The organism is Desulfovibrio sp. UIB00, assembly GCF_022508225.1.
Classification (GTDB): domain Bacteria; phylum Desulfobacterota; class Desulfovibrionia; order Desulfovibrionales; family Desulfovibrionaceae; genus Desulfovibrio.
Window position 1 is genome coordinate 57,433 of sequence record NZ_JAETXJ010000002.1, and the last position, 23,804, is coordinate 81,236.

The window sequence follows — 23,804 nt, forward strand, 5'->3', positions numbered from 1 at the left end:
CTACCTGCCTTCGGGCTGTGCGCCGGACTGAATGGGAGCAGGCGCGGGTTTTTGGGCGGCAAGCAAAAATACGGGGTTCATGGCCGCCAAATGAACATCACCGCCAAGGCTCTTGCCTTCAGCTGCGCTGATTTGCAGAATTTCCACAGGCCAGCCCATGTCTTCAAAAAAGCGACGGCACAGGCTGAAACTGTCCAGAAGCACGCAACTGACCACCACGCGGCCCCCCACGGGCAAACGCAGGCATACATGCCCCAAGATGTCATCCCCGTCATCGCCGGAAAGGCCGCCGCCGATGAACACTCGCTGCGGATCAGGCAGGCCGGGCAAGCATTCGGGGGCTTGCCCGAGGCGTACTTCCACATTGGCCGCACCAAAGCGGCGGCGGTTTTCCTGAATGCCCATGGCGCGCCCGGCAGAGCGTTCCACCGCGATCACACGCCCCTCGTGCGCCAGCACGGAAGCTTCAAGGGCCACCGCACCCGAGCCGGAACCGAGATCCCACACCACGTGCCCGGCTTCAATGCGCAGCAGCGCCAGTGCGGCAGCGCGGACGGGCTTTTTGCTGATGAGCCCTCGGTCAACCGCGAGCTGGTCGGCGTCAAGCCCAAGGTGCGGGCGGCGGGCCGGAGCCATGGGTATCAGCACCATTGTGCAGGCCGGGCCAAATTCGCGCCCGGCGGCATCGGCCATGCTCAAATGGCTGACGCATTCATCGGCTGCGCCCATGCGCTCAAAAATATGGGCATCAAACCAGTCCACCCCACGGTCAAGCAGATGGCGGGCGAGTACATCGGGCGACATGCGCGCATCAGTAAGGATGCAGAGCGGCGCATTCTTGCCGCAGGCCACGTTGAGGGGGCGCAAATCATCGCGTCCGTGCAGGGAGAGGCAGATAACCTTGTGCCACGGCAGGGAAAGGCGCGCGCAAGCCTGCTGCAGAGAACTGACAGCGGGCAGCAGGCGCACGGCATCTGCCCCCATGCGGCGTACCAGGGTCGCGCCAATGCCAAACAGCAGGGGGTCGCCGTCTGCCAGCACAAGCACACGCTCCCCTGCGGCCCGCAACTGGCTGAGGCGGGTGAGCAAAGGCTCCAGAGGCGTGGTCAGGGGCAGTAGGCGCGCCTTGAGGGCGGGTCCTGCTGCGGGAGAGTCCTCCTGATCGCCTGCGGGCTGGTTTTCTGTTGAATTCCCGTCTGCGTCACGGGTTGCGTCCCCAGTTGCTCCGTTGCTGGAGTCCAGACTGCTGCCGGAAAATTCCTCCAGCAGCATGCGCCCGGCGCAGATCACATCGGCTTGCTCCGCCAGCTGGCGCTGGGCTTCAGCCAAACCTGCCAGGCCGCGCGGGCGTGCGCAGTCGAGGCCCATGACCGTGATGGGTTCCGGCGCGACAGTCGTTGGTTCAAAAACAAAGAATGACTGCAACATTTCCGACATGGGCGGCCAGTCGTCCTGCTCTGACGTGCCCGCAACGGCAGGGCTGGCGGGCGCAGCGGCGGGGGGGGCAGGAGCGGCCTGTGTGATATTGGCGGCAAGTGTGGTTGCTGCTGTTGCAGCGGCTTCGGCTGGCAACTCTGCGGGCGTGGCAGGGGCTTCATCCGCGTTTGCGGGAGCGGAATCCATAAGGAGGGGTTCGTCCCTGCCTGATGCGTCCGCATGTGCCGTTTCGGTATCCGCATTGTCAGAGGAACACTGTGCTTTATCAGCGTTAATCGGCGCGTCACAGTGCGGAGTGGCGAGTTCTGCAAAGGCGCAGATATTGGGGGCAACTACCGGGGCGTCATCAGCAGGAAACTCCGGCAATTCGGCAGCATGTTCATCTGGATGTTCGCCGGGAGTCTCCAGCGGGCCAGCGGCAAGGGCCTCGGCCTGAACGGCGTTGGTTGCGTCATCGTCCCGTGTCGGGGTGTCGGGCGTATGGGTTGGCACGGCAAAGCCGGGCAGTGAGACCTGTTGTTTCATAACGCCAATAATTCCCTGCCGTCAGTGTGAAAAAGGTGCAAGCTCACGGGGCGTCCTGCAAAAAGTTGTGCTGTGCGCGCCGCCTGCTGCGCCACCCGTTTGATGGTCTCGGCCCCTGCGTTGTCTGCCAGCAGCAGTTCCAGTGCGTGAGCCGCAGTTACGCAGCGGGTGATGGCATCCGCGCAGGTAGCGCCAGCCTCGCTGGCAAGTCGTCCAAGGGCCTGCATGTCCAGCGTGGAATCCTTGGCATGAGTGTATGTATGCCCTTGGGCAAGTTTGACCAGTTTGCCAAAAAAACAGCCCCAGATAATCCGCTCAAACGGCATGCTCCCCACAGCTTGCAGTGAGAATTGCGCAAAATCCGCCACCTGCACAAAGCACCGTTCCTGCAGGTCGGGGTAGCGCTCCATAAGCAGCCGTTCAGAGCGCCTTCCCGTGGTAAGACAAGCACATTGGCAGCCTGTGGCGCGGGCCACGGCAAGCCCCTGCTCAATTGTGGCCTTCCACGCATCATGGCTGAACGGACGCACCGTGCCCTGGGTTCCCAATATGGAAATGCCGCCTTCAATGCCCAATCTGGGATTGAAGGTCTGGTGCGCCAGCCGCGCGCCATCAGGTACGCTGACAAATACCGTCAGCCGGGTGCGGTTTCGAAGGGCTGCGGCGTACTCCTGCTCCTGGGCTTGCAGCGCAAAGGTTATCTGCTGACGCGGCACCGGGTTGACAGCAGCCTGACCAATGGGGACGGGCAGACCGGGCAGGGTGACTCGCCCCACCCCCGGCCCTCCCTTTATAATGATGTGGTCGGGGTATGCAACTGCTGTGTCGGGGGATGTCCCCACGGCATCATGGGAGGGCGTATGCCATGCTGCATCCTCGAACTGGTTGGCTGGGCGAGGTATGGTGGGCAGCGCGCTTTCCACCACCGTGGCTGTAATGCGCGCGCCTGAGGTGGCGTCAGGGTCATCGCCGCCGTCCTTGATTATGCTGGCGTGGGCAATGGCAATGATATCCGGTGGCGGCGGATCGGCCAGCCCGCTTGCGGCGTTGGCTTCGGCAGCGGACCATACCGCACCCAGTTCCGGCGCAGGCCCTGCGGCGCAGCTTTCAATATTCAGGCGCAGCCAGCCCCGAGGCTCAGGCAGACAGTCAGCGTTTTTGCACGGATCAAGTCTGCCCTGACCAGCCCCAAAAGGGGGCAGGGGCACCCGGATTGCATCCGGGGCTGTGCCCGTGCGCAACAGGTGCAGTGCGGCCAGTGCTGCACCCGTGGCGGCGCTGCCTGTAGTGAACCCTTCCCGAAGCTTTGCAGCCATGCGTCAGCTCAAAGTGGGGGACAAACCAGATGTCAGGCTGGATGCCATGCCGGGAGCCGGATTTGAGGCCAACCCGGGGCGGGCGGCTGGATCAGACAGCCAGACCTTGCCACGGGCCACAAGCGACACCGGGCCGTCTATGCCAGCCATATCAAGGCCGCCTTCGGCAAACAGCCGCACGTCCAGGGCCGAGCCGCCGGGCTGCATAATGGAAAAAGATCGGCGCGTGCCTGCGCGCGCAAGGCACAGGGCCAGTGCCAGTGCCCCGGAACCGCAGGCATTTTCAAGAAATGTTGTTCCGGCGTCGCGCACATGCACAAGGGGCAACATGTCCAGCAGACCCTGGCATTCCCGCCACCAGATGACACCTGCGGCAGGTTCGGCCTCAAGGCCGTGCTGCTGGCGTAGTTGGGCAGCCACGGCATGGCAGTCATCCGGCAGGGGGTGTGTTGCCCCGCCAAGCAGCAGATGGCAGATGCCAGGCAGGCGCACCAGATGCGCGCCTTTTTCTATAGTAGTAATGGAATATTCAGGGAGGCGCAGCAGAGCCTCCACCTGCCAGAGCGGGGCAGAGCCTCGGGTGCGCAGGCGTACAGGAGTCTGCCAGCCGGAAACCTGGATTTCATCAAAACGGACAGGGTGTTCTGCGGGTGCAGCAGCTTCGTTTCTTTGTTCACTGCGAGGGGCGATTCCATCCAGCACACCCTGTTCCGGGCCTGAGTATTGGGCAGTGTATGCCAGCAAGGCCCCCACGGCGCGGCTGGCATTGACGCAAAATTCACCGCCCGCCATACGCAGTTTGCGCTGGGGCAGGTTCACAAATCCCGCCTGTTCGCCCCCAAGCATGGAAGAATCCAGCGCCAAAGACGCCAGACGAGCCTGTTCTGCCGGGCGCTGACCAGCGTCGGGAAAAAGCAGGGTGGTGTTGCCCCCGGGGCTCCATTTGGAAAAAGTCAGTGCAGGCATGGAAAATCCTTGGTTCTTGACAAAGTATGCCTCAGGCCCGGCGGGCTGTCCAGCGCTGGCGGCAGAGCGGGGTCAGCCGCCGGATTTTTGCTGCCAAAGGGAAATAATCGGATGTGCGTTGCACTTGGACTGTGATGAAAAAGCGAAAGAGTGTTTCCTATTTACAACTTGCGGTTTTTCCTAAACGCGGGTATGTGAAAGGCAGTTGCCGTCTCCAAGGCCTATGGCTGTGAGTGAGCCGGTAACGTGGCGGGCACACCGCGATTTACTGTTGTTGACGGTAATCGACGACACTAACAACGTTTGGGAGGCAGTATGAAATCGTTTCGTCTTCTTGCTCTTGCGGCCGCTCTTGTTCTGAGCTACGCCGTGGCCGCTGCGGCCGCTCCGGCTTGTAACAAGAAAATTGAGAGCTTCGACTTCGTAGTGGACTATTCTGGTTCCATGATGATGAAGAACGACAAGCTGAAGCAGGACAAGATTGTTGTGGCCAAAAATGTGCTTACGCGCATCAATGCCGCTATCCCCGCTCTGAGCTACAATGGTGGCTTGCACACCCTTTCGCCCAACGGCGCCATCATTGCCCAGGGTCCTTGGGATCGCGCCGCCATGGCCGCTGGCCTCAAGAAGCTGAGCAGCAACTTTGATATTTTTGGCCGCATGACCAGCATGGGCAACGGCCTGCAGGCGTATGAACCCTTCATCTCCAGCATGAAGCGCGACGCCGCCCTGATCCTCGTGACCGACGGCGACAACAACCGTGGTACCGACCTCGTGCAGGTTGTGAGCCAGATGTACGCCAGCCAGCGTAACCTGGTTGTGCATGTGATCTCCCTGGCCGACACCCCCAACGGTGAAGCCACCATCAAAAAGATTGGCGCCCTGAACTCCAACGCCGTTGTGGTGCGTGGTGAAGAACTGGCTACCAGCGATGCCGCTGTTGAACGCTTTGTGCTTTCCGTGTTCTGCAAGGACGAAGACGTCATCGTGCTGCGCGGCGTGCACTTCGCTTTCAATTCCTATGCTCTTGACGGCAAGGCCATGGGCATCCTGAACGAAGCCGCCACCCTGATCAAGAACAACCCCAACAAGCGCGTTGTTCTCTCCGGCTGGACCGACTTTGTGGGTTCCGATGCTTACAACATGAAGCTTTCGCAGGAACGCGCCAGCTCCGTGAAGAACTACCTCGTGAAGCAGGGCATCCCCTCCAGCCGCATGACAGCCATTGGCCGCGGCAAGTCCTTCAAGTATGACAACAAGACCGACGAAGGTCGCGCCATGAATCGGCGCACCGAAGTGTCCTTCGAGTAATCTCGGAGCGTCTTCGCGTCAGTCGAATTAAAGCAAAAGCCGGGTGGTGTATGCCGCCCGGCTTTTTATGAGGTGCATGGCACATGCGTAAGATTCTGGCACTCATTCTCACGTTGGGGTTGACCACTGGCGGTTGCGCCTGGTTTGGCGGCTCTTCTTCCACTGATGAAGAAATAAAGCCCGCTCAGCCGCAGGAACAGACTGCAGCCCCCGAACCGGCCCCGGCCCCTGTGGCTCCTGCCAAGGACGCCAAGGGCAAGAAGGGTAAAACCAAGGCCGAAAAACCGGCTGAAGTTAAGCCCGTTGCCGCTAAAAAAGGCGCGAAGACCGAAGCTCAGGTCGCCGCCGAGCTCACCATGGTGGGCAACAGACTGGCTGCCCAGGCTGCCCGCACGGTGATGCCTTCCAAGTCTTCCAGGGAAGTGCGCCAGGACGGCAAGGATTACGTGGGGACCTACATTGATGTGGACTCTTCCAACGTAACCACTGAATTGCGCCCCAGCCCCACTGGTCAGTACGTCGGCTTTATCAGGTATCAGGAAAGGGTGATGGATTGCCGTGGCAAGACTCGCCAGGAAGCTATGTCTACTGCTTCTTGCGAACAGGTCAAGGCCCGCAACATCAACGAGCTGATCCGTTTTGACGGTTCGACCTGGCAGTATTAGTATAAAGTAGTAACGCCGCTCTGGTTGCGCGCTGCCTTGTGCCGCGTTCTGCCGGAGCGGATGTTCCACGCTCGGTGAGTCACCGTTCGTGAAGAGATTTCAGCGGGGTTTCGGCCCCGCTTTTGCTTTTTTTGAGGCATCAGCGGGAAGCGAGCGGCAGTGACCACGGCACAGGCAGAGTGGCACTGATGCCCTTGGGCCTGAAGGGCTGAATGAATCGGGGTCAGCCCTTGGCTATGCACTTGGGGTAAAAGGGCTGGGTTGTCCTTGTCTGAGGTGAGCGTGGCAAGGGCCTGATCAGGCGGCATCGCCTTTCAGAAAACCCTCCGGCAGATGATCACGAATCCAGCGCGCACACTGGGCCGGATTTTTACCCTCGGCGGGGCAGCGCAAGGTTGCATAATATGTGTACAGGGCCTTGCGTTCGTTAAAGATGTCCTCGAGTTTTTCGCCGGGATTCATTGCAATGCCGCGCTCAGGATTGCGGGCGATGCGTTCTTCTATCAGATGAAAGGGCACGTCAATATAGACGACAGGCCCAAGCTCAGCCAGATGCCGCATGGCCGCATCGCGGTAGATGACGCTGCCGCCTGTGGCTATGACCGTTCGGTTGGCCTTGATGGCGCAGATGACCTTGCCCTCGGTATCCAGAAAGGCCGCCTTGCCCAATGTGTCGGTAATGTCTTGCAGGCGAGCGCCGTAGGCGGCTTCAATCAGGTGATCGCTGTCAACAAAAGCCCATCCCAGCTCCTGCGCCAGGGCTGAACCCACAGTGGATTTACCCGCTCCGGCCATGCCTATAAGGGTTATACAGGGGGCTGGCATCGCGGGGGCTGCTGTTAAATCCGGCTTGCTGGACATGCGGACTCCTGATGGCTTGAATGGAAACGCATGGCCTCAATGTTGTCATGCGCGGCGCATACGTAAATTTCTGGAAGTAAATCGGTTAGTGGGAATGTGCCCAAGCCCGCGCTGCCTGTCAACGCCGGGCTTTGCAGCCAGCGACTGATGGTGCGCAGAGGTCTGCATTTTCCCACGTGCAGGCCTTTTCATTTTTTTCCGTGGGCTAAAGGTTTTTTGCTTCAAGGCCGATAAGCGCAGTAGAGGTAAGTTTTATGTGCAAGTCAGTTGGTATGCTATTGCTTGCTTTTTTTGCGTTTTCCATTTGTCGCGCGTCCGTTGTGGTTGCCGTGGAGGCCGTCCCCCTGCCGCCTCAGGTACCTGCTCACACTGCCACCGGGGCCACCAATCTCACCGATGTCTGGCTGCACAGCGGTGGCGGACGGCTGTATTGGAACACACTGGTGACGCCCCGGCAGATTGCACTTGAAGGGGCGCGGTTTGTGGATCCTGCGGCTGTACCGGAGTTGGCCATGACTCCTCAGGCGGACAAAAAAACGCCCGCGCGTCAGGCAAAGCGCAAGGTCAAGGTTTCAAAGGCCGCCCCGCAATCAGCCACATCTCCGGCTCCCAAGGGTGTGGGCAAAACAACCCTTCCGGCGCCTGTCAGCAGCAGCGCCATCCCACCGCTGAGCAGCGCTGCTCCAGCACAGCCCAAGTCTGGCGCTTCTGCTGCTGGCCCGGCCAAAGCGGCTAATTCTGCGCCTGCGCCAAGCTCTGCGCCCATGCCATATTCATCGGCAGCGGCATCCTCTGTGGGCAGCATTGGCGCTGCTGGCAGCGGGGCTATGCCAGATGTGCCTGCACCTCCGGCATTTTCAGCAGATGATGTGCTGCCGAGGGCCAACGCCCGGCCTTGAGGCCTTGAGGCCTTGAGATATCGGGGGTCCTGGTTCGTGATGCCTGTGCACGCGAACCATGGTTGCCACACTAGCCCCTGAGCCGTTTTGAAGTATCCGCTAAAAAATGTGTGAAGGCGCTGCGATCAGAATTTTTTTTTTGAGCGTGGGGCGTATACGCTTGCGGCCTGTTTGCAACAAGGGCATTGTAGTCGCGCGTCGTATGGGGAATCTGGCGCTTGACGGAGGCCGTGCTGGCGTGTATGTAGCTTCTTCCATATATTTTAACGCCAGGGCAATGCTGCCCTTCCGCGCTTAAAAGCCGGGGGGTAGCCCCAAAACCGCTCAGGCCCGGCGTGCCGCATCGCTCCGGTGGTCGGCCCAAGGCCCTGCCGGAAATTTTTTAAGGAGTCTGCCATGAAAAGAACATATCAGCCGAGCAAAATCAGAAGGGCCCGCACTCACGGGTTCCGTACCCGCATGGCCACCCCCAGCGGGCGCGCCATCATCCGTCGTCGTCGCGCCAAGGGCCGTAAGGTTCTGAGCGCCTAGCGGGCGGGCTTGCCCCGTTCTACATGGGTATTCCCATGAATCAGAATGGTCTGCCGCAGCACCTGCGGATACGCCGCAGGGCGGAATTCGTAGCGTGCTATGAGCGGGGCAGGCGTCTGCATACCGAGCATTTCCTTGTTTTTGTGCTGGCGGGCAATAGTCCCGGTCTAGCTGCGCGCACTGGCATGGCTGTTTCCCGCAAGGTAGGCAATGCTGTTGTGCGCAATCGCGTCAAAAGGCTGCTGAGGGAATTTTATCGCCTGCATCGCAGCGATTTGCCCAAAGAAGCTGACATCGTTACCGTTGCTAAAAAGCATGCCGGAGAGGCTGCGCTGGATTTGGCCAGCGTAGCCGCCGAGCTTTTGCCGCTGATGCGGCGCGTGGTTCGGCGAGAGCCGGGCCGTCCGGCATTGGATGGGCTGCCATGAGTCATTTGCTGCGTAATCTGTGCATATTACCCATACGCGTTTACCAGCTTTGCATCTCGCCAGTGCTTCCCCCCGCCTGTCGGTTTTATCCCACCTGTTCCGCCTATGCCGCAGAGGCCATCTTGACCCACGGCATATTCCGGGGCGGCTGGCTTGCGCTCAAGCGTCTTGCCCGCTGCCACCCCTGGGGCGGTTCAGGCTATGATCCTGTTCCACCACCAAGACGTCCCCGTGACGTCCCGCCACTGTCCCAGGAGTGAACGCCCTCATGCAAGACGGAAAAAATCTGATCATCGCCATACTTTTGTGCCTCGTCGTTATTGTGGGCTGGAGTTACGTGTCCGAGTACATGGGCTGGGTCCGCAAGCCTGATCCGGCCATTGTTGCCCAGCAACAGCAGGCGCAGCAGCAGGCTGCACAGCAGCAACAGACCCAGCAGGCCGCCGCAACCGCGCAACAGGCCATGCCCGTATTCACGCCCGCCCCGGGCCGCGACCTCACGGTCAACTCCCCCCTCTATGAAGCCGTTTTTCACACTGGCGGCGGCGCGCTGCGCTCCTTCAAGCTCAAGCAGTATCAGACTGGTCTTGCGGTAGATTCTCCGCTGGTCAACCTCGTTGACCCCAAGACCGCCGCTGTTGCCCCGCTGGGCCTTGTGGTGAATAGCCAGCCCTCGTGGAGCACTGGTCAGTGGTCTGTGGAAGGCAATGAAAATGGTCTGAACATCGGTGCCGGTCAGCAGGGCGTGCTGCGCTTTGATGGCGAGGTGGACAACCTGCGCGTTATCCGCGAAATGACCTTCAGCTCTGATACCTATCTTATCCGCGAAAAAATCCGCGTGGTGAACACCACGGATCAGGCCCGCAGCGTTCGCGTCAGCTACACTGTTGCCGCCGATGCCAGCAATGCCGCAGGCGACCGTTACGATGCCATGCGCCTTGCCTGGGACAACGATGGAAGTCTTGGCGAAGAATCTTCGCCCAAAACGCTTGAAACCACTGGCGCGCAGGTTGCTGGCAAGATTTACTGGGCTGGCACCATGAGCACTTATTTTCTTGCTGCGGTGCTGCCCGGCGACACGAGCAACGTGACCGTCAAGGGCCGCATGCAGCAGAACGTGTTCCGCGCTGCCGTTGAAGAACCTGAAGTGATGCTCGGCCCTGGTCAGGAGCGCGAGCTTACGGTTTCTTACTGGGTTGGCCCCAAGGAACGGGCCAAGCTTGCCGCTGTTTCTGACCAGCTTGCAAAGAGTATTGACCTCGGCATGTTCCATGTGATCGCCAAGGGCCTTCTGTGGCTGCTTGAATTTTTCCAGAAGTACGTGAACAACTGGGGCGTAGCCATCATTTTGCTGACGGTTCTCATCAAGGCCCTGTTCTGGCCCCTTACGGCCAAGAGCTACGCCTCCATGGAAAAGATGAAGAAACTTCAGCCGCATATGGTGGCTATCCGCGAGAAGCACAAGGACAACAAGGAGCTCATGAACAAGGAAGTCATGGCGCTCTACAAGACCTACGGGGTCAACCCGGCCAGTGGCTGTGTACCCATTCTCATCCAGATGCCCGTGTTCTTTGGCCTGTATCAGGCCCTGCTCACGTCCATCGAATTGCGTCACGCGCCTTTTATCACCTATCTGCCCGGCACTGACATCATCTGGCTGGCTGACCTCTCGGCCAAAGACCCGTTCTACATCACGCCCATTATCATGGGTCTGACCATGTTCATCCAGCAGAAAATGAGCCCCCCGGCCACTGACCCCACGCAGCAGAAGATCATGATGTTCCTGCCGCTGATCTTCACCGCCATGTTCCTGAGCTTTCCCTCGGGCCTCGTGGTGTACTGGCTGGTCAACAACATCCTGTCCATTGCGCAGCAAAGGATGATGGCGAAGAAGTTCTCTACATCCGTAGCGAAGTAGGCCGCCCCGGCGGGTTCGCGAGACACAGCAGGGGGTTCGTATGGAAGGGTTTAAGGAATTCCAGGGAAAGGATCTCGACAGCGCCATAGAGGAAGCCTGCGGCTACTTCAATACAGCGCGTGAAAAGCTCGAGATTGAAATAGTGCAGGACGCCAAGTCCGGCATATTCGGCATAGTGGGCGCGCGCAAGGCCAAGGTCCGGGCAAGGCGCGTGCAGCTGCGCGAAACTATGGAAAGCATTCTGGGCAGAAAGAACGGCGAGGGGGCTTCGGCCCCTGCGCCGTCTGCTGGGCAGCCCGCGTCCGCGAGTGAGAACTCCGGGTCTGTGGAGCAGCGCAAAAACGGTGGAGACCGGCAGGAGCAAGCGCCTACGTCTGCACCTGAGTCGTCGGCATCGGCTGCCCCCAAGGCTTCTGATGCTTCCAACGCTCCCGAAGCTCAGGCCGAAAAGGGCCGAGGCGACGGGCGCGACCGCCAGCAGGAGGCCCGTCCCCAGCGCAATCCGCAAGGCGACAGGCGTAACCCGCAGGATGACAGGCGCAACCGTGGCCGTAACCGCAAGCCCCAGTCTCTGGACGCCTTTGAGAGTGAAGAAGATCTGGACGCCGCCATTAATGGCAATGTGCTGGAAAAGCCCGCCGACCGGTCCTTAGACCGCCGGGGCGAGCGTAGCGGCAAGCCTGACAGAAATGGGGCCAAGCCTTCCGGCAGAAATTCTAGAAATGACCGGGGCCGTGACCACTCAGGCAGAAATGCCGAAGGCGGCGAAGGCGTGGAAGCGGCCAATCCCGCCGAGCCTCCTGCGCGCGAGGCCCGAGGCCGACGCAATGACTCCCGACCTGACAATCGTTCTGACAACCGCTCCGACAACAGGGGCAACGGCAGGGCTGAAGCCCGTGCCGCCCAGCGCGAGAATCAACGCCCAGAGCGCGCACCGCGACCTGAAGCGCCAGTGGAAGGGCTGGAAGATGATTTTGAAGCCGCAGGCGAGGGTTTGCCGGTTACTCCTCTGGAGCAGCTTGACGTGGCAAAGCTTGAGACCCTTGTAGATGAAACCGTGCGGAAGCTCATCAGGCCCATTACAGGGGACGGCGTGGGCATCACCGTCAAGATCGGCGGCGGCCGGGTTTATGTGGGCATTGACTGCGATGAAGACTCCGGCCTTCTGATAGGTCGCGAGGGGCAGACCCTTGCCGCCCTGCAATATATGATATCGCGCATCGTATCGCGCGGCATGAATGCAGCCGTGCGGGTGCAGCTCGACGCCGGGGAATACCGCCGCCGTCAGGATGAAAAACTGCGCGAAATGGCTCTGGCTCTTGCAGACAAGGTGCGCCAGAGCGGGCGCTCCTACTCCACGAGGCCGCTTTCTTCGTACCATCGGCGTATTGTGCACGTGTGCCTGCAAGAGGCCGTTGACGTGCAGACCCGCAGTACGGGCGATGGCCCCATGAAGCGCGTGGTCATCATGCGCAGAAAGGGAGAACGCGCCTAGCTTCAGCCTCACTGGCAGATGCGCGTTTGGCGCGTTCATACCGCAAGCTGGGCCAGCAGGGTCGTGAAGGTGCTTGTTACGTTGCCGGAGAAACAGCCCGACTGGGCGCAGATCTCCGGCAACACTCGTTGGCGAAGCCGCGCAAACATAGGGCAAGATATGGATACAGCAATGCAGACAGATCGTGGCGACACCATCGCCGCCATTGCAACCCCTCCCGGTGCCGGAGGGATTGGCATAGTGCGCCTTTCTGGCCCCCGGGCCAAGAAAGTTCTTGCCCGCATGTTCCTCCCCCTTTCAGCGCAGGTGGAAAATTTTCATCCATGGCTTTTGCACAGGGGCCGCGTGCTTGACTGGAACGGCGAGGCGCTGGATGATGCCCTGGCTGTTTTTATGCCAGGGCCGCGCACCTTTACGGGCGAAGACGTCGCCGAGATTCACAGCCATGGTGGCCCTTTTCTGGTGCAGGCCGTGCTCGAAAGCGCGCTGCGCCACGGGGCGCGGCAGGCAGAACGCGGTGAGTTTTCGCGTCGCGCCTTTATCAACGGGCGCATGGATCTGAGCCAGGCCGAAGCCGTGGCCGAGCTGATTGCCGCCCCCTCGCGCGAAGCCCTGCGCTATGGTCTCAACCGTCTGGAAGGTGTTCTTGGTCGGCGTACTGCCGAACTGCGCGAAGAACTGGAAATGCTGCGCGCCCAAATGTGCCTTGCCGTGGACTTTCCTGACGAAGAAGTTGAAGGCATGGAGCCAGCGGCCCTCTGCGAAGTTCTCGATAGGGTCATGCTGGCCGTGCGGCGGCTGCTGGCCGGGAGCAGGCGTGCCCAGATTGTGCAGCAGGGCGCCGTGGTGGTGCTGGCTGGCGCGGTGAATGCCGGCAAATCCAGCCTTCTCAACGCTCTGCTTGGGCGCGAGCGGGCACTTGTGACCGATATACCCGGCACAACGCGTGATTTTCTGGAAGAAACCTGCAATCTTGACGGCCTGCCCGTGCGCCTGACTGACACAGCAGGCCTGCGGCAGGCTGAAGAAACCGTTGAGCAGCTTGGCGTAACGCGTAGCCGCGAAAAAGTTTCGCAGGCTGACCTTGTTGTTCTGGTGCTTGATGGCGGGCTGCTGGGCGAGGAAGGCGCTGCGGCAGAGGTTTGCCCGGACGCTGCGGCCCGCGAGGTGCTTGACTCTGTGGGCGACACGCCCCTGCTTGTGGTGTGGAACAAATGTGACCTTTGCATGCCAAAAGTGTTCCCTCCCCGCTGGATTGGTGCGCGAACCTGTTGCGCAGTGAGCGCACTTTCCGATACATATGTCGAAGAGCTTGCAACCATGTTGCGATCTGTGCTGCTTGGGGGCGGTTCGGATGACGCGCCGGAAGACGGTCTTGCGCCCAACGCAAGGCAATCCATGGCGCTGGAAAAGGCTTTGAAAGAACTTGAAGGGCTGCGTGCTGATGTTGTTGCAGGGCAGCCTTACGATTGTTGCGCGGTCAGACTTGATATGGCCGCCGCTCATCTGGGGGAAGTGACCGGGCTTTCCAGCCCGGCAGAAGTGCTTAACAGCATATTTGCCCAATTCTGCATTGGTAAGTAACCTATGGATATGGACGTTTTGCGCCGCAGGCTGAGTTGCGAAGAAATCAACGCCATGCCCCTTTTTCATTACGAGGGGCCGGTGCAGGTTATTCGCACCCTGGAGGACTGGAAAAACGCGCTGCCGGATCTGCGATCCGCAGATTTGCTTGGATTTGATACGGAAACACGGCCTTCCTTTCGCAAGGGACGCCGCAATTTTCCGGCTTTGATCCAGCTTGCCACGGCCAATGCCGTGTATCTGGTGCAGTTGGCCTTTTTGCCGTTCGGGCCCCATGTGGTCGAAATCTTGGCAAACCCTGATCAGGTCAAGGCTGGTGTGGGCATTCGAGATGATATGCGTGACCTTGGCCGCCTGCATGACTTTGAGCCAGCGGGCCTGGTGGATCTTGGCGGTGTGGCTCGCGCGCACAAACTGCCCAGCCAGGGTTTGCGCACCCTTGCGGCCAATTTTTTTGGCTGGCGTATTTCCAAAGGTTCCCAGTGTTCAAACTGGAGCCTCATGGAACTGACCCCGCGTCAGATTGCCTATGCCGCCACCGATGCCTGGATCGGACGGCTGATTTTTTTGCGCATGTGCGAAATGGGGCTCATTCCATCCTGTCGCAGCACCTGTGAGGTTGCGCCGGGCAGCGATGCCTTGGCAGCGGGGAGCGCCGTGTGAGCGAAAGTGCTTCGCTGTTCTGCTTTCCTCCGCTTGGTCCCAGACTGGTTTTTTTTACGGGCGGTACGGCTCTGCGCGATCTGAGCCGTGAACTGATCCACTACACCCACAATTCCGTTCATCTCGTCACGCCCTTTGATTCTGGCGGCAGTTCTGCGGCCCTGCGCCGCAGCTTCGCCATGCCTGCCGTGGGTGACATCCGCAACCGTTTGCTGGCTCTGGCCGACAGCGCGGTTGTGCCCGCCTCGGTAATGGAATTCTGCGCCAGCAGGCTGCCGGAACCATCGGCGGAATGCAACGATCCACATGAACTGCGCCAACAGCTGCGCGCCATGGGCAGCGGGGAGCATCCTGTATGGGCGGCGATGCCGCCGTTGTTTGCAGATGCGCTGCGTCTGCATCTCAATTTTTTTCTGCAACGCATGCCCGAAGATTTCGACCCCTTCCGCGCCTGCATGGGCAATCTGATTCTGGCCGGCGGCTACCTGCACCACAAGAGGGTGTTTGGCCCGGTCATGGCCTTTCTCAGCCGTTTATTGCAAACGCGTGGCGTTGTACTGCCCATTGTGAGCGAAAGCCTGCATCTGGCGGCGGAACTGGAAGATGGCTCTCTTGTGGTGGGGCAGCACCGCTTTAAAAATCTCAGCGGGGCTGTGCGGCGGCTGTTCCTCACCGTGCACGAACCAGACCGGGGAGCCGAGCAGGCAGAAAAACTGCAAACCCCTTGCCGCCCGCCTCTTGCCCCGGCCTCGGTGGCTTACCTGCGTTCGGCGGCAGCCATCTGCTATCCCATGGGCAGTTTTTACACCAGCGTGCTTGCCAACTTGTTGCCCCAGAATGTGGGCCGTGCCGTGGCTGCCGTTCAGTGTCCGAAAATTTTTATTCCCAATACCGGAACAGACGCGGAACTGCACGGCCTGACCGTGGCGGGGCAGACTGCCATGATTTTGCGCCATCTGCGCGAAGACGCCCCCGACGCCCCCACCGAGGCTCTGTTGCAGGCCGTGCTGGTTGATGTCCGCAATGGTCGCTATGAGGGCGGGCTTGATGCTAAAGAACGTGATGCCCTCGCCCAACTGGGTGTGCGGCTGGTAGAAAAACACATGGTCTACGAAAATGATCCGCAGCGCCATGTGCCGGAATTAACCGCCAAAGCCCTGCTGGAGCTTGTTCCCGGCAGTCCGGTGACCCTGTGAGTAATGAAACTTCCCCCGTATTTTGCGCCGAGGCGCAACAAGCAACTGAGAAACAGTTCGAAGCGTCCAGTGCAGACATGGTTGGCCAGAGGCTGGACTATGCCCTGACCCTGCTGCTGCCGCAGATGGGCCTGCGGGGGCGTAAGCGCAGTATTGAAAGTGGGCAGGTGCTCGTCAACGGGCGCTCCTGCAAGGCCGCGCAACGGTTGCGCAAAGGGGATGTGGTCTCGCTGGCAGACGCGCCGGAAGCAGATCAGCAGACCCAGAATGCTGGTGTTGACGCGCCCGCAACTGGCGCTTGCCCCGCAGGTGCGAATGTTGACACGTTGCCGCGTCTTTTGGAGCGGCAGGGCGAGTTCTGCTTTTTTTACAAGCCCGTAGGCTTGCACACTGCCGCATTAACAGGCGGCAACATGCCCAGCCTGGAGAGCATGCTGCCGCAGTTGCTGGCAGGGCAGGGCTGCACTGAGGCTGGCGCACAAGATGGTGCGGACATGAGTGCGGAGGCTGTGCCCCCTCAGTTGATGCAGCGTCTTGATCACGGCACTTCTGGCATTGTATGCGCGGCGCTTTCCCCGCAGGCGGCGAAGGCATTTCGCCTGGCCGAGGCGGCTGGACGCTGTGAAAAGCGCTATATCGCGCTTTTGGCCGGACGACTGGAAGAAGATTTTACCGTGACTTTTGCCCTGCGTACGGACAAGCGCAGCAAAAGCCGCGTACTTGACCGCGATGCTGGCTGCACGCGCTGGACGAATTTTACGCCCCTGCATTATTTTGAAGGGGATGAGCTGCCGCAACTGGCCCTCGCAACGGATTCCCAGTTTCACCGCGTTGGGCTGACGCTGGTCGGGTGCCGCATCCGGCGTGGCGCGCGCCACCAAATCCGAGCGCATGCCGCCGCTGTGGGGCACCCGCTGTGGAACGATCCCCTCTACGCAGACAATGATCCAGAAGCTGAAGCTCAAACATCCCACGGCATGTTCTATCTGCACCACGGCTGTCTGCTGCTGCCGGGGGCAAGCTGCGTCATGCCGCCGCCCTGGTCCTTCTTGCCAGTTGCTGTGGCCCGGCAAGTTCTGGAGTGGCTGACATTTGTCGATTAACCTCTCCAGCAGGTTACGTTTACCACCATTCCATGCAGCAAATCGTTGCACGAAGAGTCCGTCTGGATTATAGATTGTGCACTCAATCCAGTGAATGATTTTCCCGAAAAATGTCGCGTCAGCTGCGGGAATGCGCAAAAAAATGGCCTTATAACATACCGCGATGATTTGAGTTCTTTTTTGTTCATTGAAAAGTTTAATTTGACGCCCTGTTTTCTCTTGGCACAAAGTTCTGCCCGGTATAAACGGAAGGGGTCAAACGGGTTGGCGAAGTGGTAACAGCTCGCCCCCGGAAGCTGCATGCCCGGGCAATGCCCGCGCAAACAGCTACCATTCGTGGCGCTCCGCGCTTGCAACCAGTTCAAGGAGAAAGGATGTTTCCTGCTCTACTGCCCAAATCCGCTCCATTCTTTGCCATGCTCAACGAGCAGAACGATCTGCTGCGCCGCATGTCCGCCCTGCTGGTAAACATGCTGGAAGACGTTTCCAACATGGATCACGTGCACAAGGAAATCGCCTTTCTGGAAGAAGAGGCCGACCTGCTGCACAGCAAGATCATCCGGGCGCTTTCCCAGACATTTATCACGCCCATCGACCGCGAGGACATCCTGCGCATCAATCAGGAACAGGAAGAGTGCATGGACTGCCTGCACAGCCTGAGCACGCGGCTGCATATTTTTGAATTTGCCTCAATCCGTTTTCCCGCCTTGCAGATGGCGCGCACCATCAGCGCCATGCTTGATCTGACACATGAAATGCTCGCTGGCCTCGCCAATCGGCGCGACTGTCACAAAACCCGTGTTTTCCGAGGCCTGCGCAGCGAATGCGACATGGTGCTGGCCGTAGGCCTGGCGGAACTGATGGACGAACATCAGGAACTGACAAGCAAGGCCCTCATGCGGGTGCTCAAGTGGAGTCAGGCCTATGAGCGCATGAACATCCTGCTTGAGCAGGTCAATGCGCTGGCGGAAACCATTGAAGAAGCGGTGCTGAAAAATGTTTGATATCCCCGTGCTGCTGGCGCTCATTGTGCTGGTGGCCCTGGTGTTCGACTTCACCAATGGCGCGCACGACTGCGCCAACGCCATTGCCACCGTGGTTTCCACCAAGGTGGTGACGCCGCGTTTTGCGGTGGGCGCTGCGGCCCTGCTCAATCTGGGCGGGGCGCTGCTTGGTACTGAAGTGGCAAAAACACTGGGCAGCGGCATTGTTTTGCCGCACGTGGTGGAGGGGAGCCACGTACTTGTGCTGGCCGCCCTTGTGGGGGCCATCACCTGGAATTGTATAACCTGGTATTTCGGCATTCCGTCATCGTCTTCCCATGCCCTCATTGGCGGGCTTATCGGCGCAGCCGTGGCCGATGCTGGCTTTAGCGCGCTGAACGGCAAAGGCATCTGGGACAAGGTGCTGGTTCCCCTTGTGGCCTCACCCCTGGCAGGCTACGCGGTGGGTTTTTGCTGCATGTGGATCATTTACTGGATTTGCGGGCACATACACCGGCGCAAGGTCAATGCCTCGTTCCGGCGTTTGCAACTGCTCTCCGCCGCATTTATGGCTACCAGCCACGGCCTCAACGATGCGCAGAAGACCATGGGCATTGTCACTTTGGCCCTGATGATTTTTGGCAAGATCGACACCGTGGAAGTGCCCCTGTGGGTCAAACTTTCCTGCGCCGGGGCCATGGCCCTTGGTACTGCGGTGGGCGGCTGGAAAATTGTTAAGACCATGGGGCACCGTATTTTCAAGCTGGAGCCAGTCCACGGCTTTGCTGCCGAAAGCTCCGCCGCCCTAGTCATCACAGGCGCTTCTCTCATGGGTGCCCCGGTCAGCACCACGCACACCATATCTGCGTGTATCTTTGGTGTGGGGTCTACCAAAAGGCTTTCAGCCGTGCGCTGGAATGTGGCCGCAAATCTGGTGACCGCATGGGTGCTCACCTTGCCCGCCGCTGCCGGCGTGGGATTTGTTTCTTACTGGCTGCTGCATTTTATCTGGAACTGACCGATCGTCGGCGCAAAGCGCGGGCCGGGCGGCCCGCCTTGCGAGAAAAATCATTTAAACCCCTGTCCCTGCGATTGCCGGGACAGGGGTTTTCATTTCAGAGCATTTGCAGCGCCCATATCCAGTTGGCTGCCTGATATACAGCGAGCATCCAGTTCTGGTCAGAACAAGGGGGGTCCGGAGGGGCGCAATGATTGCGGAGAGGGCGGGGCTTGCAGAAGGGGAAAAAATTGCCGTAAAGCGTGGCGTCACGCTGGGCAGGATCAAAAGCCGAGCGCAACCAGTGCGCGCTCGCCTGTATGCGGGCGCGCTGCAGATGCAGATATCATAGGGGTGTCGGAGCCGCGCAGGCCTCATCCCGCGAGGTATGTCAGCGGCTGGGCCGTTAGGGCACCCTGTGCAGGTTAGTCGCGGCTGCCTTCGCGTTCTTCCTGGCAGGCGCGGCACAGGCCAACACCGGGCAGGGCTTCAAGGCGCTTGGCGGGGATGGGGTCGCCGCATTCACGGCAGCAGGCTACGCCGTTGATCCATTCCGGGCCGCCTCGATCCACTGCGGCACGGGCTCGCAAGAGGGCTGATTCGCGGTCAAGGCGCTCCAGCTCGGTAGCCTGATCAAAAACGTCCATGAGTACTCCTTGTGTAAAGCAAGCGGCAACCCCGCAGAGCGGGGTTGCCGTAATTTTTGCAGAATATTTTCAGGAAGCCCTATGTAGTGTACAATCGTGCTTCTGTAAAGACCCGGACAGGTCGATTTTTTTAAAAAGCCTTCAAAATGTCTTCAAGCGTGGTCACAAAGCTGTCCAGATCTGCCTGCTCAATGTTCAGGGGCGGCAGGAGGCGCAGGGTGACGCCGTGGCTCAGGTTGCATATGAAGCCCTGGCGCAGCAGTTCTTCCCACACCTCCTTGCCGGAAACTGTCAGCTCAATGCCCAGCATGAGGCCAATGCCCCGCACTTCGCGGATTTTGCCGGGAACGCGCTGCTGGAGTGCGGCCAGCTGGGCCTTCATGTGCTCACCTAACGTGCTGGCGCGTTCTGCCAGTTTGTCGCGCAGCATGATTTCAACCGTCTTGGTCGCCACAGCGGAAACAAGCGCGCCCCCCCCAAAGGTGGTGGCGTGGCTGCCCGCCTCAAAGCCCTGCGCAACTTCGTCCGTAGCCAGCATGGCGCCCATGGGCAGGCCGTTGGCGAGCGATTTGGCCATGCTGATGATGTCGGGCGTGAGGCCGCATGTCTGGAAGGCCCAGAACTTGCCGGTACGGCACAGGCCAGCCTGCACTTCATCGCACATAAAGAGGATGTCGTGCTTGCGGCACAGGGCCTCAACACCGCGCAGATAGTCTGCGGGCAGGGGCACAATGCCGCCTTCGCCCTGCACCACTTCAACCAGCACTGCGGCGGTGGCGGGGGTGATGGCGGCTTCCATCGCTGCGAGGTCGTTGGCCGGAACCTGCTTGAAGCCCTCGGGCAGGGGGGTAAAGCCATTGCTCAGGCTCTCGCGCCCAGTGGCTGCCAGCGATCCGAGCGTGCGGCCATGAAAGCAGCCCTCGAGGGTGATGATTTCGTAGGCATCGCGTTTTTTCACGCTGCGCATGTAGCGACGCGCCAGCTTTATGCAGGCCTCGTTGGCTTCCGCGCCGGAGTTGCAGAAAAAGGCCTTGCTGTGGTGGCTTGTTGAGAGCAGCAGCCGCGCCAGTTCAAGCTGTTCTTCCTGATAAAACAGGTTGCTCACGTGCCAGAGCTTGTGGGACTGGGCCTCAAGGGCGGCGCAGATTTCATCATTGCAGTGGCCAAGGGCCGTTACGGCAATGCCCGCCAGCAGATCGACATATTCCTTGCCGTCCACGTCCCAGAGTCGCGCGCCCTTGCCTCGCACGATAGCCAGCGGGTAACGGCTGTAGGAACGGCAGAGCAGGCTCTCTTCCCCGGCTTTCACGGCGGCAAAGGCTTGTGACATGGACAAACTCCTTCTCGGTGAACGTATGAATGGTGGAATGGATGAAAGTCGCTGGCGGTTGCCAGCGCAGAGTATCAGCGCCCTGTGTGACCGAAACCGCCGGAACCGCGCTCTGTGGCAGACAGTTCCGTTACTTCACGCCATCGCGGTCGCACAAAGGACTGAAAGATGAGCTGGGCCACGCGCTCGCCGTTCTGGATGCGGCGCTCCTGGCCGGAGGTGTTCAGAAGGAACACCAGAATTTCCCCGGTATAGTCCGGGTCGATGATGCCGACGCCCTGGGCAACAGTTATGCCGTCGCGCGCGCCAAGGCCGCTGCGCGAGTAAACAAAACCGGCAATGCCAGCCGCGCGGGGCTGTACGCTGATGCCCGTGCAAACCTTGAGCCTGCCCCCGGCGGGAATAAGCGCTTCGGGCGTATCAAGGCAGGCGCGCAGATCCATACCTGCCGACTGGCTGGTGGCAGGAGCAAGAAAATCATCCTGCCCCTGAGCGTAGAGCTCACGCGCGCCGGGGCGCACAAACGCAATGTCCACGGGGGCCATGCCCTCGTGGAGGTCGTTTGTCTTTTCGGCGGCGTGCTGCTGTGCATGATCGTCGTGCATCGGTTGTTACTAGCGCAGCTTTTCGTTGGGGGCAAGAGCCGGATTGGGGCGCAACCCTGTTGACTTGGCATTTTGCTGTGTATACAGAAAAAGCATTATCAACACTCAACAGGATTATTGGATGTATACTTACCAGGATTCTGCCCGTTATGCATAGCAGGGGCTATTGCATAACAGCTTGATTGTTTAGGCAATAGCCCTTGCTCCGTCCTGACATTTCATCGGGAGGAAGCATCATGGGCTATAAAAAAGCGACTAAAGTTCTGCCGCAACACTTGTTGCGGGCCATACAGGAATATGTTGACGGGGAATATCTGTACATTCCCCGCAAGGAAGAAAACAGAAAACACTGGGGAGAAACCGCCCCCAACCGTGCCTTGCGTGTTGCCAGAAATAACGAGATGGCTGCCCGGCGCAAGGCGGGCTGGTCTGTTGCGCAACTGGCGGAACGGTATTTTCTTTCCGAAAAAGCGGTTTACAAAATTCTTGCGGCCTTGAACTGAGGCTAACAGAGCCTGCGGCTGGCCGGGATTGTGCCGGCTGCTATGGTCATCTCGCAGGGATGGTATTGTTTGTCTTCAGCGCCCTGACGTGTCGGGGCGCTTTTTGTTATGAACAAACGGGCGGGCTTGCCATCAGGCGGGATTTCTTTCAAGCTGCGCGGCAAGGAGAATATATGCAGATTATGTCCATAGCTGTGGTGGGCGGCGGCCTTGCCGGGTGCGAATGCGCCCTGCATCTGGCCCGCGCCGGTCACTCCGTAACCCTGTTTGAACAAAAGCCGGGCCACAGGTCGGCTGCCCATATCAGCGAGCATCTGGCTGAGCTTGTATGCTCCAACTCCCTGCGGTCAGATGAACTTACATCCGGCGTGGGCCTGCTCAAGGCTGAAATGCGCGCCCTTGGCAGCGATTTTATGGAACTGGCCGATGCCCACCGCGTGCCCGCTGGCAAGGCTCTGGCCGTTGACCGCGAGGCTTTTGCCCGCGCCATGACCGAGCGCGTGGTGGCGCAGGCCAATATCATGCTTGTGGAACATCAGGTGGCATCGCTGGACGACCCGGTGCTCGCGCCCTTTACGGGCGAGGGCAGGGCAGTGGTTCTGGCTGCCGGGCCCATGGCCTCGGAGGGCCTTTCCGTCTCGCTCGCAGACGCCGTGGGCGCAAAACACTGCTATTTTTATGACGCCATCGCTCCCATTGTGTGGACGCACTCCCTTAATATGGACGTGGTGTTTCGCGCCTCCCGCTATGGGCAGGAAAACGGCGAGGCCGACGGCGAGGGCGACTATCTCAATTGCCCCATGAGCCGCGACGAATACGATGTTTTTTATGCGGCCCTGCTGGAAGCGCAAAAAGTTTCTGCCCACGAGTTTGAGCAGGAAAAGCATTTTGAAGGCTGCATGCCTGTGGAGGCTTTGGCCGAGCGCGGCCCCCGCACCCTGACCTTCGGCCCCCTCAAGCCTGTGGGGTTTGTGGACCCGCGCACAGGGCGCAGGCCCTGGGCCATTCTGCAGCTGCGGGCAGAAAAGGCCAACAGCGAAACCTGCAACCTGGTGGGCTGCCAGACCAAGCTGACCCAGGGCGAGCAGGCCCGCGTGTTCCGGCTGGTGCCGGGTATGGAAAATGCGGAGTTTGCGCGCTTTGGCAGTATGCACCGCAATACCTATGTGAACGCGCCTGATGTGCTGGCACCGGATTTGTCGCTGCGGGCGCGGCCCGGCGTGTATCTGGCGGGGCAGATCACAGGGGTGGAGGGCTATGTGGAATCAGCCGCCAGCGGCCTGTGGCTGGCCCTGCTGCTCAATGCCCGCGCACGTGGCCTTGAACTGCCGCACCCGCCTGTGGAGAGCGCTCTCGGCGGGCTGCTCAATCATCTGCGCACCCCGGTAAAGCATTTTCAGCCTTCCAACGCGCACTTCGGCCTTGTGCCGGAACTGGGCGAAAGGGCGCGTAAAAAAGACCGCAAGGCCTTGTATTCCGCCCGCGCGCAGGAAACATTCGATGAGTGGCTCGCAGCGCAGCGCGAGGCAGGCATTATTTAAGATGCTTGCAGAGGCCCGCGTTTTTTGTCATGGTATTTGGCGCACGTGGTTGGAATGGCTTCTCCGGCTGCCCACACGCAGGCACATGGCGCATCTATCACGCTTTCAGAGATAAATTGCGGCAATGTGTCAAAAAAGTGTTGACGGCGGCATGGGGAGTAGCTATATAACCGCTTGCCTCATGTAGGAGCGTAGCTCAGGTGGCTAGAGCACTTCCTTGACACGGAAGGGGTCAACAGTTCAAGTCTGTTCGTTCCTACCAAATGACTCTTCGGGGATAGTTCCCCTAAACGGCGGAAG

The 23,804-nt window shown here is 59.9% G+C and carries 23 protein-coding genes and 1 tRNA gene; 17 read left to right on the forward strand and 7 right to left on the reverse strand.

Features of this window, described 5'->3' with window-relative positions; all coding sequences use genetic code 11:
- From cbiE to JMF94_RS03070, 3 genes are read right to left on the reverse strand one after another with little or no spacing between them, the layout of a single operon-like run.
- Positions 1-1,962 (reverse strand): precorrin-6y C5,15-methyltransferase (decarboxylating) subunit CbiE, encoded by a 1,962-nt coding sequence (cbiE, locus tag JMF94_RS03060; protein ID WP_240823724.1) that lies wholly within the window; start codon positions 1,960-1,962, stop codon positions 1-3.
- Positions 1,959-3,278, reverse strand: a complete 1,320-nt coding sequence (gene cbiD / locus JMF94_RS03065; protein WP_240823725.1) for a cobalt-precorrin-5B (C(1))-methyltransferase CbiD — start codon at positions 3,276-3,278, stop codon at positions 1,959-1,961. Before cbiD ends, cbiE begins: the two co-directional genes overlap by 4 nt.
- A gap of 3 nt (positions 3,279-3,281) precedes the next feature.
- Positions 3,282-4,244, reverse strand: coding sequence for a hypothetical protein (locus JMF94_RS03070; protein WP_240823726.1), 963 nt, complete (start codon positions 4,242-4,244; stop codon positions 3,282-3,284).
- Between the two features lie 315 nt (positions 4,245-4,559).
- On the opposite strand from JMF94_RS03070, the gene JMF94_RS03075 reads away from it, so the two are divergent.
- Positions 4,560-5,555 carry an OmpA family protein gene (locus tag JMF94_RS03075; protein ID WP_227118269.1) on the forward strand — a complete coding sequence of 332 codons (996 nt, stop codon included), beginning with the start codon at positions 4,560-4,562 and terminating at the stop codon, positions 5,553-5,555.
- A gap of 83 nt (positions 5,556-5,638) precedes the next feature.
- Positions 5,639-6,220 (forward strand): translation initiation factor 2, encoded by a 582-nt coding sequence (locus JMF94_RS03080; protein WP_240823727.1) that lies wholly within the window; start codon positions 5,639-5,641, stop codon positions 6,218-6,220.
- Positions 6,221-6,517: 297 nt separating this feature from the next.
- Here JMF94_RS03080 and thrB read toward each other — a convergent pair whose 3' ends face one another.
- Positions 6,518-7,081 carry a homoserine kinase gene (gene thrB / locus JMF94_RS03085; protein ID WP_240823728.1) on the reverse strand — a complete coding sequence of 188 codons (564 nt, stop codon included), beginning with the start codon at positions 7,079-7,081 and terminating at the stop codon, positions 6,518-6,520.
- Between the two features lie 272 nt (positions 7,082-7,353).
- Here thrB and JMF94_RS03090 point away from each other — a divergent pair, with 272 nt between their 5' ends.
- The 12 genes from JMF94_RS03090 to JMF94_RS03145 all read left to right on the forward strand — a co-directional run bounded on the left by JMF94_RS03090 (position 7,354) and on the right by JMF94_RS03145 (position 18,899).
- The gene (locus tag JMF94_RS03090; RefSeq protein ID WP_240823729.1) at positions 7,354-7,980 is read left to right on the forward strand and encodes a hypothetical protein; all 627 of its coding nucleotides are present in this window, start codon (positions 7,354-7,356) and stop codon (positions 7,978-7,980) included.
- Between the two features lie 396 nt (positions 7,981-8,376).
- Complete coding sequence (rpmH, locus tag JMF94_RS03095) at positions 8,377-8,511, forward strand: 50S ribosomal protein L34 (RefSeq protein WP_022657771.1); 135 nt, start codon at positions 8,377-8,379, stop codon at positions 8,509-8,511.
- Positions 8,512-8,546: 35 nt separating this feature from the next.
- Positions 8,547-8,939, forward strand: a complete 393-nt coding sequence (rnpA, locus tag JMF94_RS03100) for a ribonuclease P protein component (RefSeq protein ID WP_240823730.1) — start codon at positions 8,547-8,549, stop codon at positions 8,937-8,939.
- A complete protein-coding gene (gene yidD / locus JMF94_RS03105) occupies positions 8,936-9,199 on the forward strand; it encodes a membrane protein insertion efficiency factor YidD (protein ID WP_022657773.1) in 264 nt (87 codons plus the stop codon). Before rnpA ends, yidD begins: the two co-directional genes overlap by 4 nt.
- An 8-nt stretch (positions 9,200-9,207) precedes the next feature.
- Complete coding sequence (yidC, locus tag JMF94_RS03110; RefSeq protein ID WP_240823731.1) at positions 9,208-10,857, forward strand: membrane protein insertase YidC; 1,650 nt, start codon at positions 9,208-9,210, stop codon at positions 10,855-10,857.
- A 40-nt stretch (positions 10,858-10,897) separates the two neighbouring features.
- Positions 10,898-12,352: a protein jag gene (locus tag JMF94_RS03115; RefSeq protein WP_240823732.1), complete on the forward strand. Its 1,455-nt coding sequence runs from the start codon at positions 10,898-10,900 to the stop codon at positions 12,350-12,352.
- Positions 12,353-12,523: 171 nt separating this feature from the next.
- Complete coding sequence (gene mnmE, locus JMF94_RS03120; RefSeq protein ID WP_240823733.1) at positions 12,524-13,936, forward strand: tRNA uridine-5-carboxymethylaminomethyl(34) synthesis GTPase MnmE; 1,413 nt, start codon at positions 12,524-12,526, stop codon at positions 13,934-13,936.
- Positions 13,937-13,939: 3 nt separating this feature from the next.
- Positions 13,940-14,599, forward strand: a complete 660-nt coding sequence (locus JMF94_RS03125) for a 3'-5' exonuclease domain-containing protein 2 (RefSeq protein ID WP_240823734.1) — start codon at positions 13,940-13,942, stop codon at positions 14,597-14,599.
- Positions 14,596-15,795 carry a GAK system CofD-like protein gene (locus JMF94_RS03130; RefSeq protein ID WP_240823735.1) on the forward strand — a complete coding sequence of 400 codons (1,200 nt, stop codon included), beginning with the start codon at positions 14,596-14,598 and terminating at the stop codon, positions 15,793-15,795. The genes JMF94_RS03125 and JMF94_RS03130 overlap by 4 nt, the downstream gene beginning before the upstream one ends.
- Complete coding sequence (locus JMF94_RS15120) at positions 15,792-16,898, forward strand: pseudouridine synthase (protein ID WP_240823736.1); 1,107 nt, start codon at positions 15,792-15,794, stop codon at positions 16,896-16,898. Before JMF94_RS03130 ends, JMF94_RS15120 begins: the two co-directional genes overlap by 4 nt.
- 374 nt (positions 16,899-17,272) lie before the next feature.
- The gene (locus JMF94_RS03140; RefSeq protein WP_240823737.1) at positions 17,273-17,902 is read left to right on the forward strand and encodes a DUF47 family protein; all 630 of its coding nucleotides are present in this window, start codon (positions 17,273-17,275) and stop codon (positions 17,900-17,902) included.
- Positions 17,895-18,899 carry an inorganic phosphate transporter gene (locus tag JMF94_RS03145; RefSeq protein ID WP_215647968.1) on the forward strand — a complete coding sequence of 335 codons (1,005 nt, stop codon included), beginning with the start codon at positions 17,895-17,897 and terminating at the stop codon, positions 18,897-18,899. The genes JMF94_RS03140 and JMF94_RS03145 overlap by 8 nt, the downstream gene beginning before the upstream one ends.
- A gap of 404 nt (positions 18,900-19,303) precedes the next feature.
- On the opposite strand, the gene JMF94_RS03150 is transcribed toward JMF94_RS03145, so the two are convergent.
- From JMF94_RS03150 to dut, 3 genes are all read right to left on the reverse strand, one after another.
- Complete coding sequence (locus tag JMF94_RS03150; protein WP_022657782.1) at positions 19,304-19,525, reverse strand: TraR/DksA family transcriptional regulator; 222 nt, start codon at positions 19,523-19,525, stop codon at positions 19,304-19,306.
- 130 nt (positions 19,526-19,655) lie between these two features.
- Complete coding sequence (locus JMF94_RS03155) at positions 19,656-20,855, reverse strand: aspartate aminotransferase family protein (RefSeq protein ID WP_240823738.1); 1,200 nt, start codon at positions 20,853-20,855, stop codon at positions 19,656-19,658.
- A gap of 74 nt (positions 20,856-20,929) precedes the next feature.
- Complete coding sequence (gene dut, locus JMF94_RS03160; RefSeq protein ID WP_240824200.1) at positions 20,930-21,400, reverse strand: dUTP diphosphatase; 471 nt, start codon at positions 21,398-21,400, stop codon at positions 20,930-20,932.
- Between the two features lie 296 nt (positions 21,401-21,696).
- On the opposite strand from dut, the gene JMF94_RS03165 reads away from it, so the two are divergent.
- From JMF94_RS03165 to JMF94_RS03175, 3 genes are all read left to right on the forward strand, one after another.
- Complete coding sequence (locus tag JMF94_RS03165) at positions 21,697-21,963, forward strand: CD3324 family protein (RefSeq protein WP_240823739.1); 267 nt, start codon at positions 21,697-21,699, stop codon at positions 21,961-21,963.
- 173 nt (positions 21,964-22,136) lie between these two features.
- Positions 22,137-23,504 (forward strand): methylenetetrahydrofolate--tRNA-(uracil(54)-C(5))-methyltransferase (FADH(2)-oxidizing) TrmFO, encoded by a 1,368-nt coding sequence (trmFO, locus tag JMF94_RS03170; protein ID WP_240823740.1) that lies wholly within the window; start codon positions 22,137-22,139, stop codon positions 23,502-23,504.
- A gap of 185 nt (positions 23,505-23,689) precedes the next feature.
- A tRNA-Val gene (locus JMF94_RS03175) sits at positions 23,690-23,766 on the forward strand.
- The last annotated feature ends 38 nt before the right edge of the window (positions 23,767-23,804 follow it).

What these genes read in the sequence shown, in the direction of transcription:
- JMF94_RS03140 (WP_240823737.1), top strand. Translation starts at nt 17,273, where the DNA reads ATGTTTCCTGCTCTACTGCCCAAATCCGCTCCATTCTTTGCCATGCTC.
- JMF94_RS03115 (WP_240823732.1), top strand. Translation starts at nt 10,898, where the DNA reads ATGGAAGGGTTTAAGGAATTCCAGGGAAAGGATCTCGACAGCGCCATA.
- rnpA (WP_240823730.1), top strand. Translation starts at nt 8,547, where the DNA reads ATGAATCAGAATGGTCTGCCGCAGCACCTGCGGATACGCCGCAGGGCG.
- mnmE (WP_240823733.1), top strand. Translation starts at nt 12,524, where the DNA reads ATGCAGACAGATCGTGGCGACACCATCGCCGCCATTGCAACCCCTCCC.
- trmFO (WP_240823740.1), top strand. Translation starts at nt 22,137, where the DNA reads ATGCAGATTATGTCCATAGCTGTGGTGGGCGGCGGCCTTGCCGGGTGC.
- JMF94_RS03145 (WP_215647968.1), top strand. Translation starts at nt 17,895, where the DNA reads ATGTTTGATATCCCCGTGCTGCTGGCGCTCATTGTGCTGGTGGCCCTG.
- JMF94_RS03165 (WP_240823739.1), top strand. Translation starts at nt 21,697, where the DNA reads ATGGGCTATAAAAAAGCGACTAAAGTTCTGCCGCAACACTTGTTGCGG.
- JMF94_RS03075 (WP_227118269.1), top strand. Translation starts at nt 4,560, where the DNA reads ATGAAATCGTTTCGTCTTCTTGCTCTTGCGGCCGCTCTTGTTCTGAGC.
- yidD (WP_022657773.1), top strand. Translation starts at nt 8,936, where the DNA reads ATGAGTCATTTGCTGCGTAATCTGTGCATATTACCCATACGCGTTTAC.
- cbiE (WP_240823724.1), bottom strand. Translation starts at nt 1,962, where the DNA reads ATGAAACAACAGGTCTCACTGCCCGGCTTTGCCGTGCCAACCCATACG.
- dut (WP_240824200.1), bottom strand. Translation starts at nt 21,400, where the DNA reads ATGGCCCCCGTGGACATTGCGTTTGTGCGCCCCGGCGCGCGTGAGCTC.
- JMF94_RS03125 (WP_240823734.1), top strand. Translation starts at nt 13,940, where the DNA reads ATGGATATGGACGTTTTGCGCCGCAGGCTGAGTTGCGAAGAAATCAAC.
- JMF94_RS03090 (WP_240823729.1), top strand. Translation starts at nt 7,354, where the DNA reads ATGCTATTGCTTGCTTTTTTTGCGTTTTCCATTTGTCGCGCGTCCGTT.
- JMF94_RS03150 (WP_022657782.1), bottom strand. Translation starts at nt 19,525, where the DNA reads ATGGACGTTTTTGATCAGGCTACCGAGCTGGAGCGCCTTGACCGCGAA.
- JMF94_RS03070 (WP_240823726.1), bottom strand. Translation starts at nt 4,244, where the DNA reads ATGCCTGCACTGACTTTTTCCAAATGGAGCCCCGGGGGCAACACCACC.
- JMF94_RS03155 (WP_240823738.1), bottom strand. Translation starts at nt 20,855, where the DNA reads ATGTCACAAGCCTTTGCCGCCGTGAAAGCCGGGGAAGAGAGCCTGCTC.
- JMF94_RS03080 (WP_240823727.1), top strand. Translation starts at nt 5,639, where the DNA reads ATGCGTAAGATTCTGGCACTCATTCTCACGTTGGGGTTGACCACTGGC.
- thrB (WP_240823728.1), bottom strand. Translation starts at nt 7,081, where the DNA reads ATGTCCAGCAAGCCGGATTTAACAGCAGCCCCCGCGATGCCAGCCCCC.
- rpmH (WP_022657771.1), top strand. Translation starts at nt 8,377, where the DNA reads ATGAAAAGAACATATCAGCCGAGCAAAATCAGAAGGGCCCGCACTCAC.
- cbiD (WP_240823725.1), bottom strand. Translation starts at nt 3,278, where the DNA reads ATGGCTGCAAAGCTTCGGGAAGGGTTCACTACAGGCAGCGCCGCCACG.
- yidC (WP_240823731.1), top strand. Translation starts at nt 9,208, where the DNA reads ATGCAAGACGGAAAAAATCTGATCATCGCCATACTTTTGTGCCTCGTC.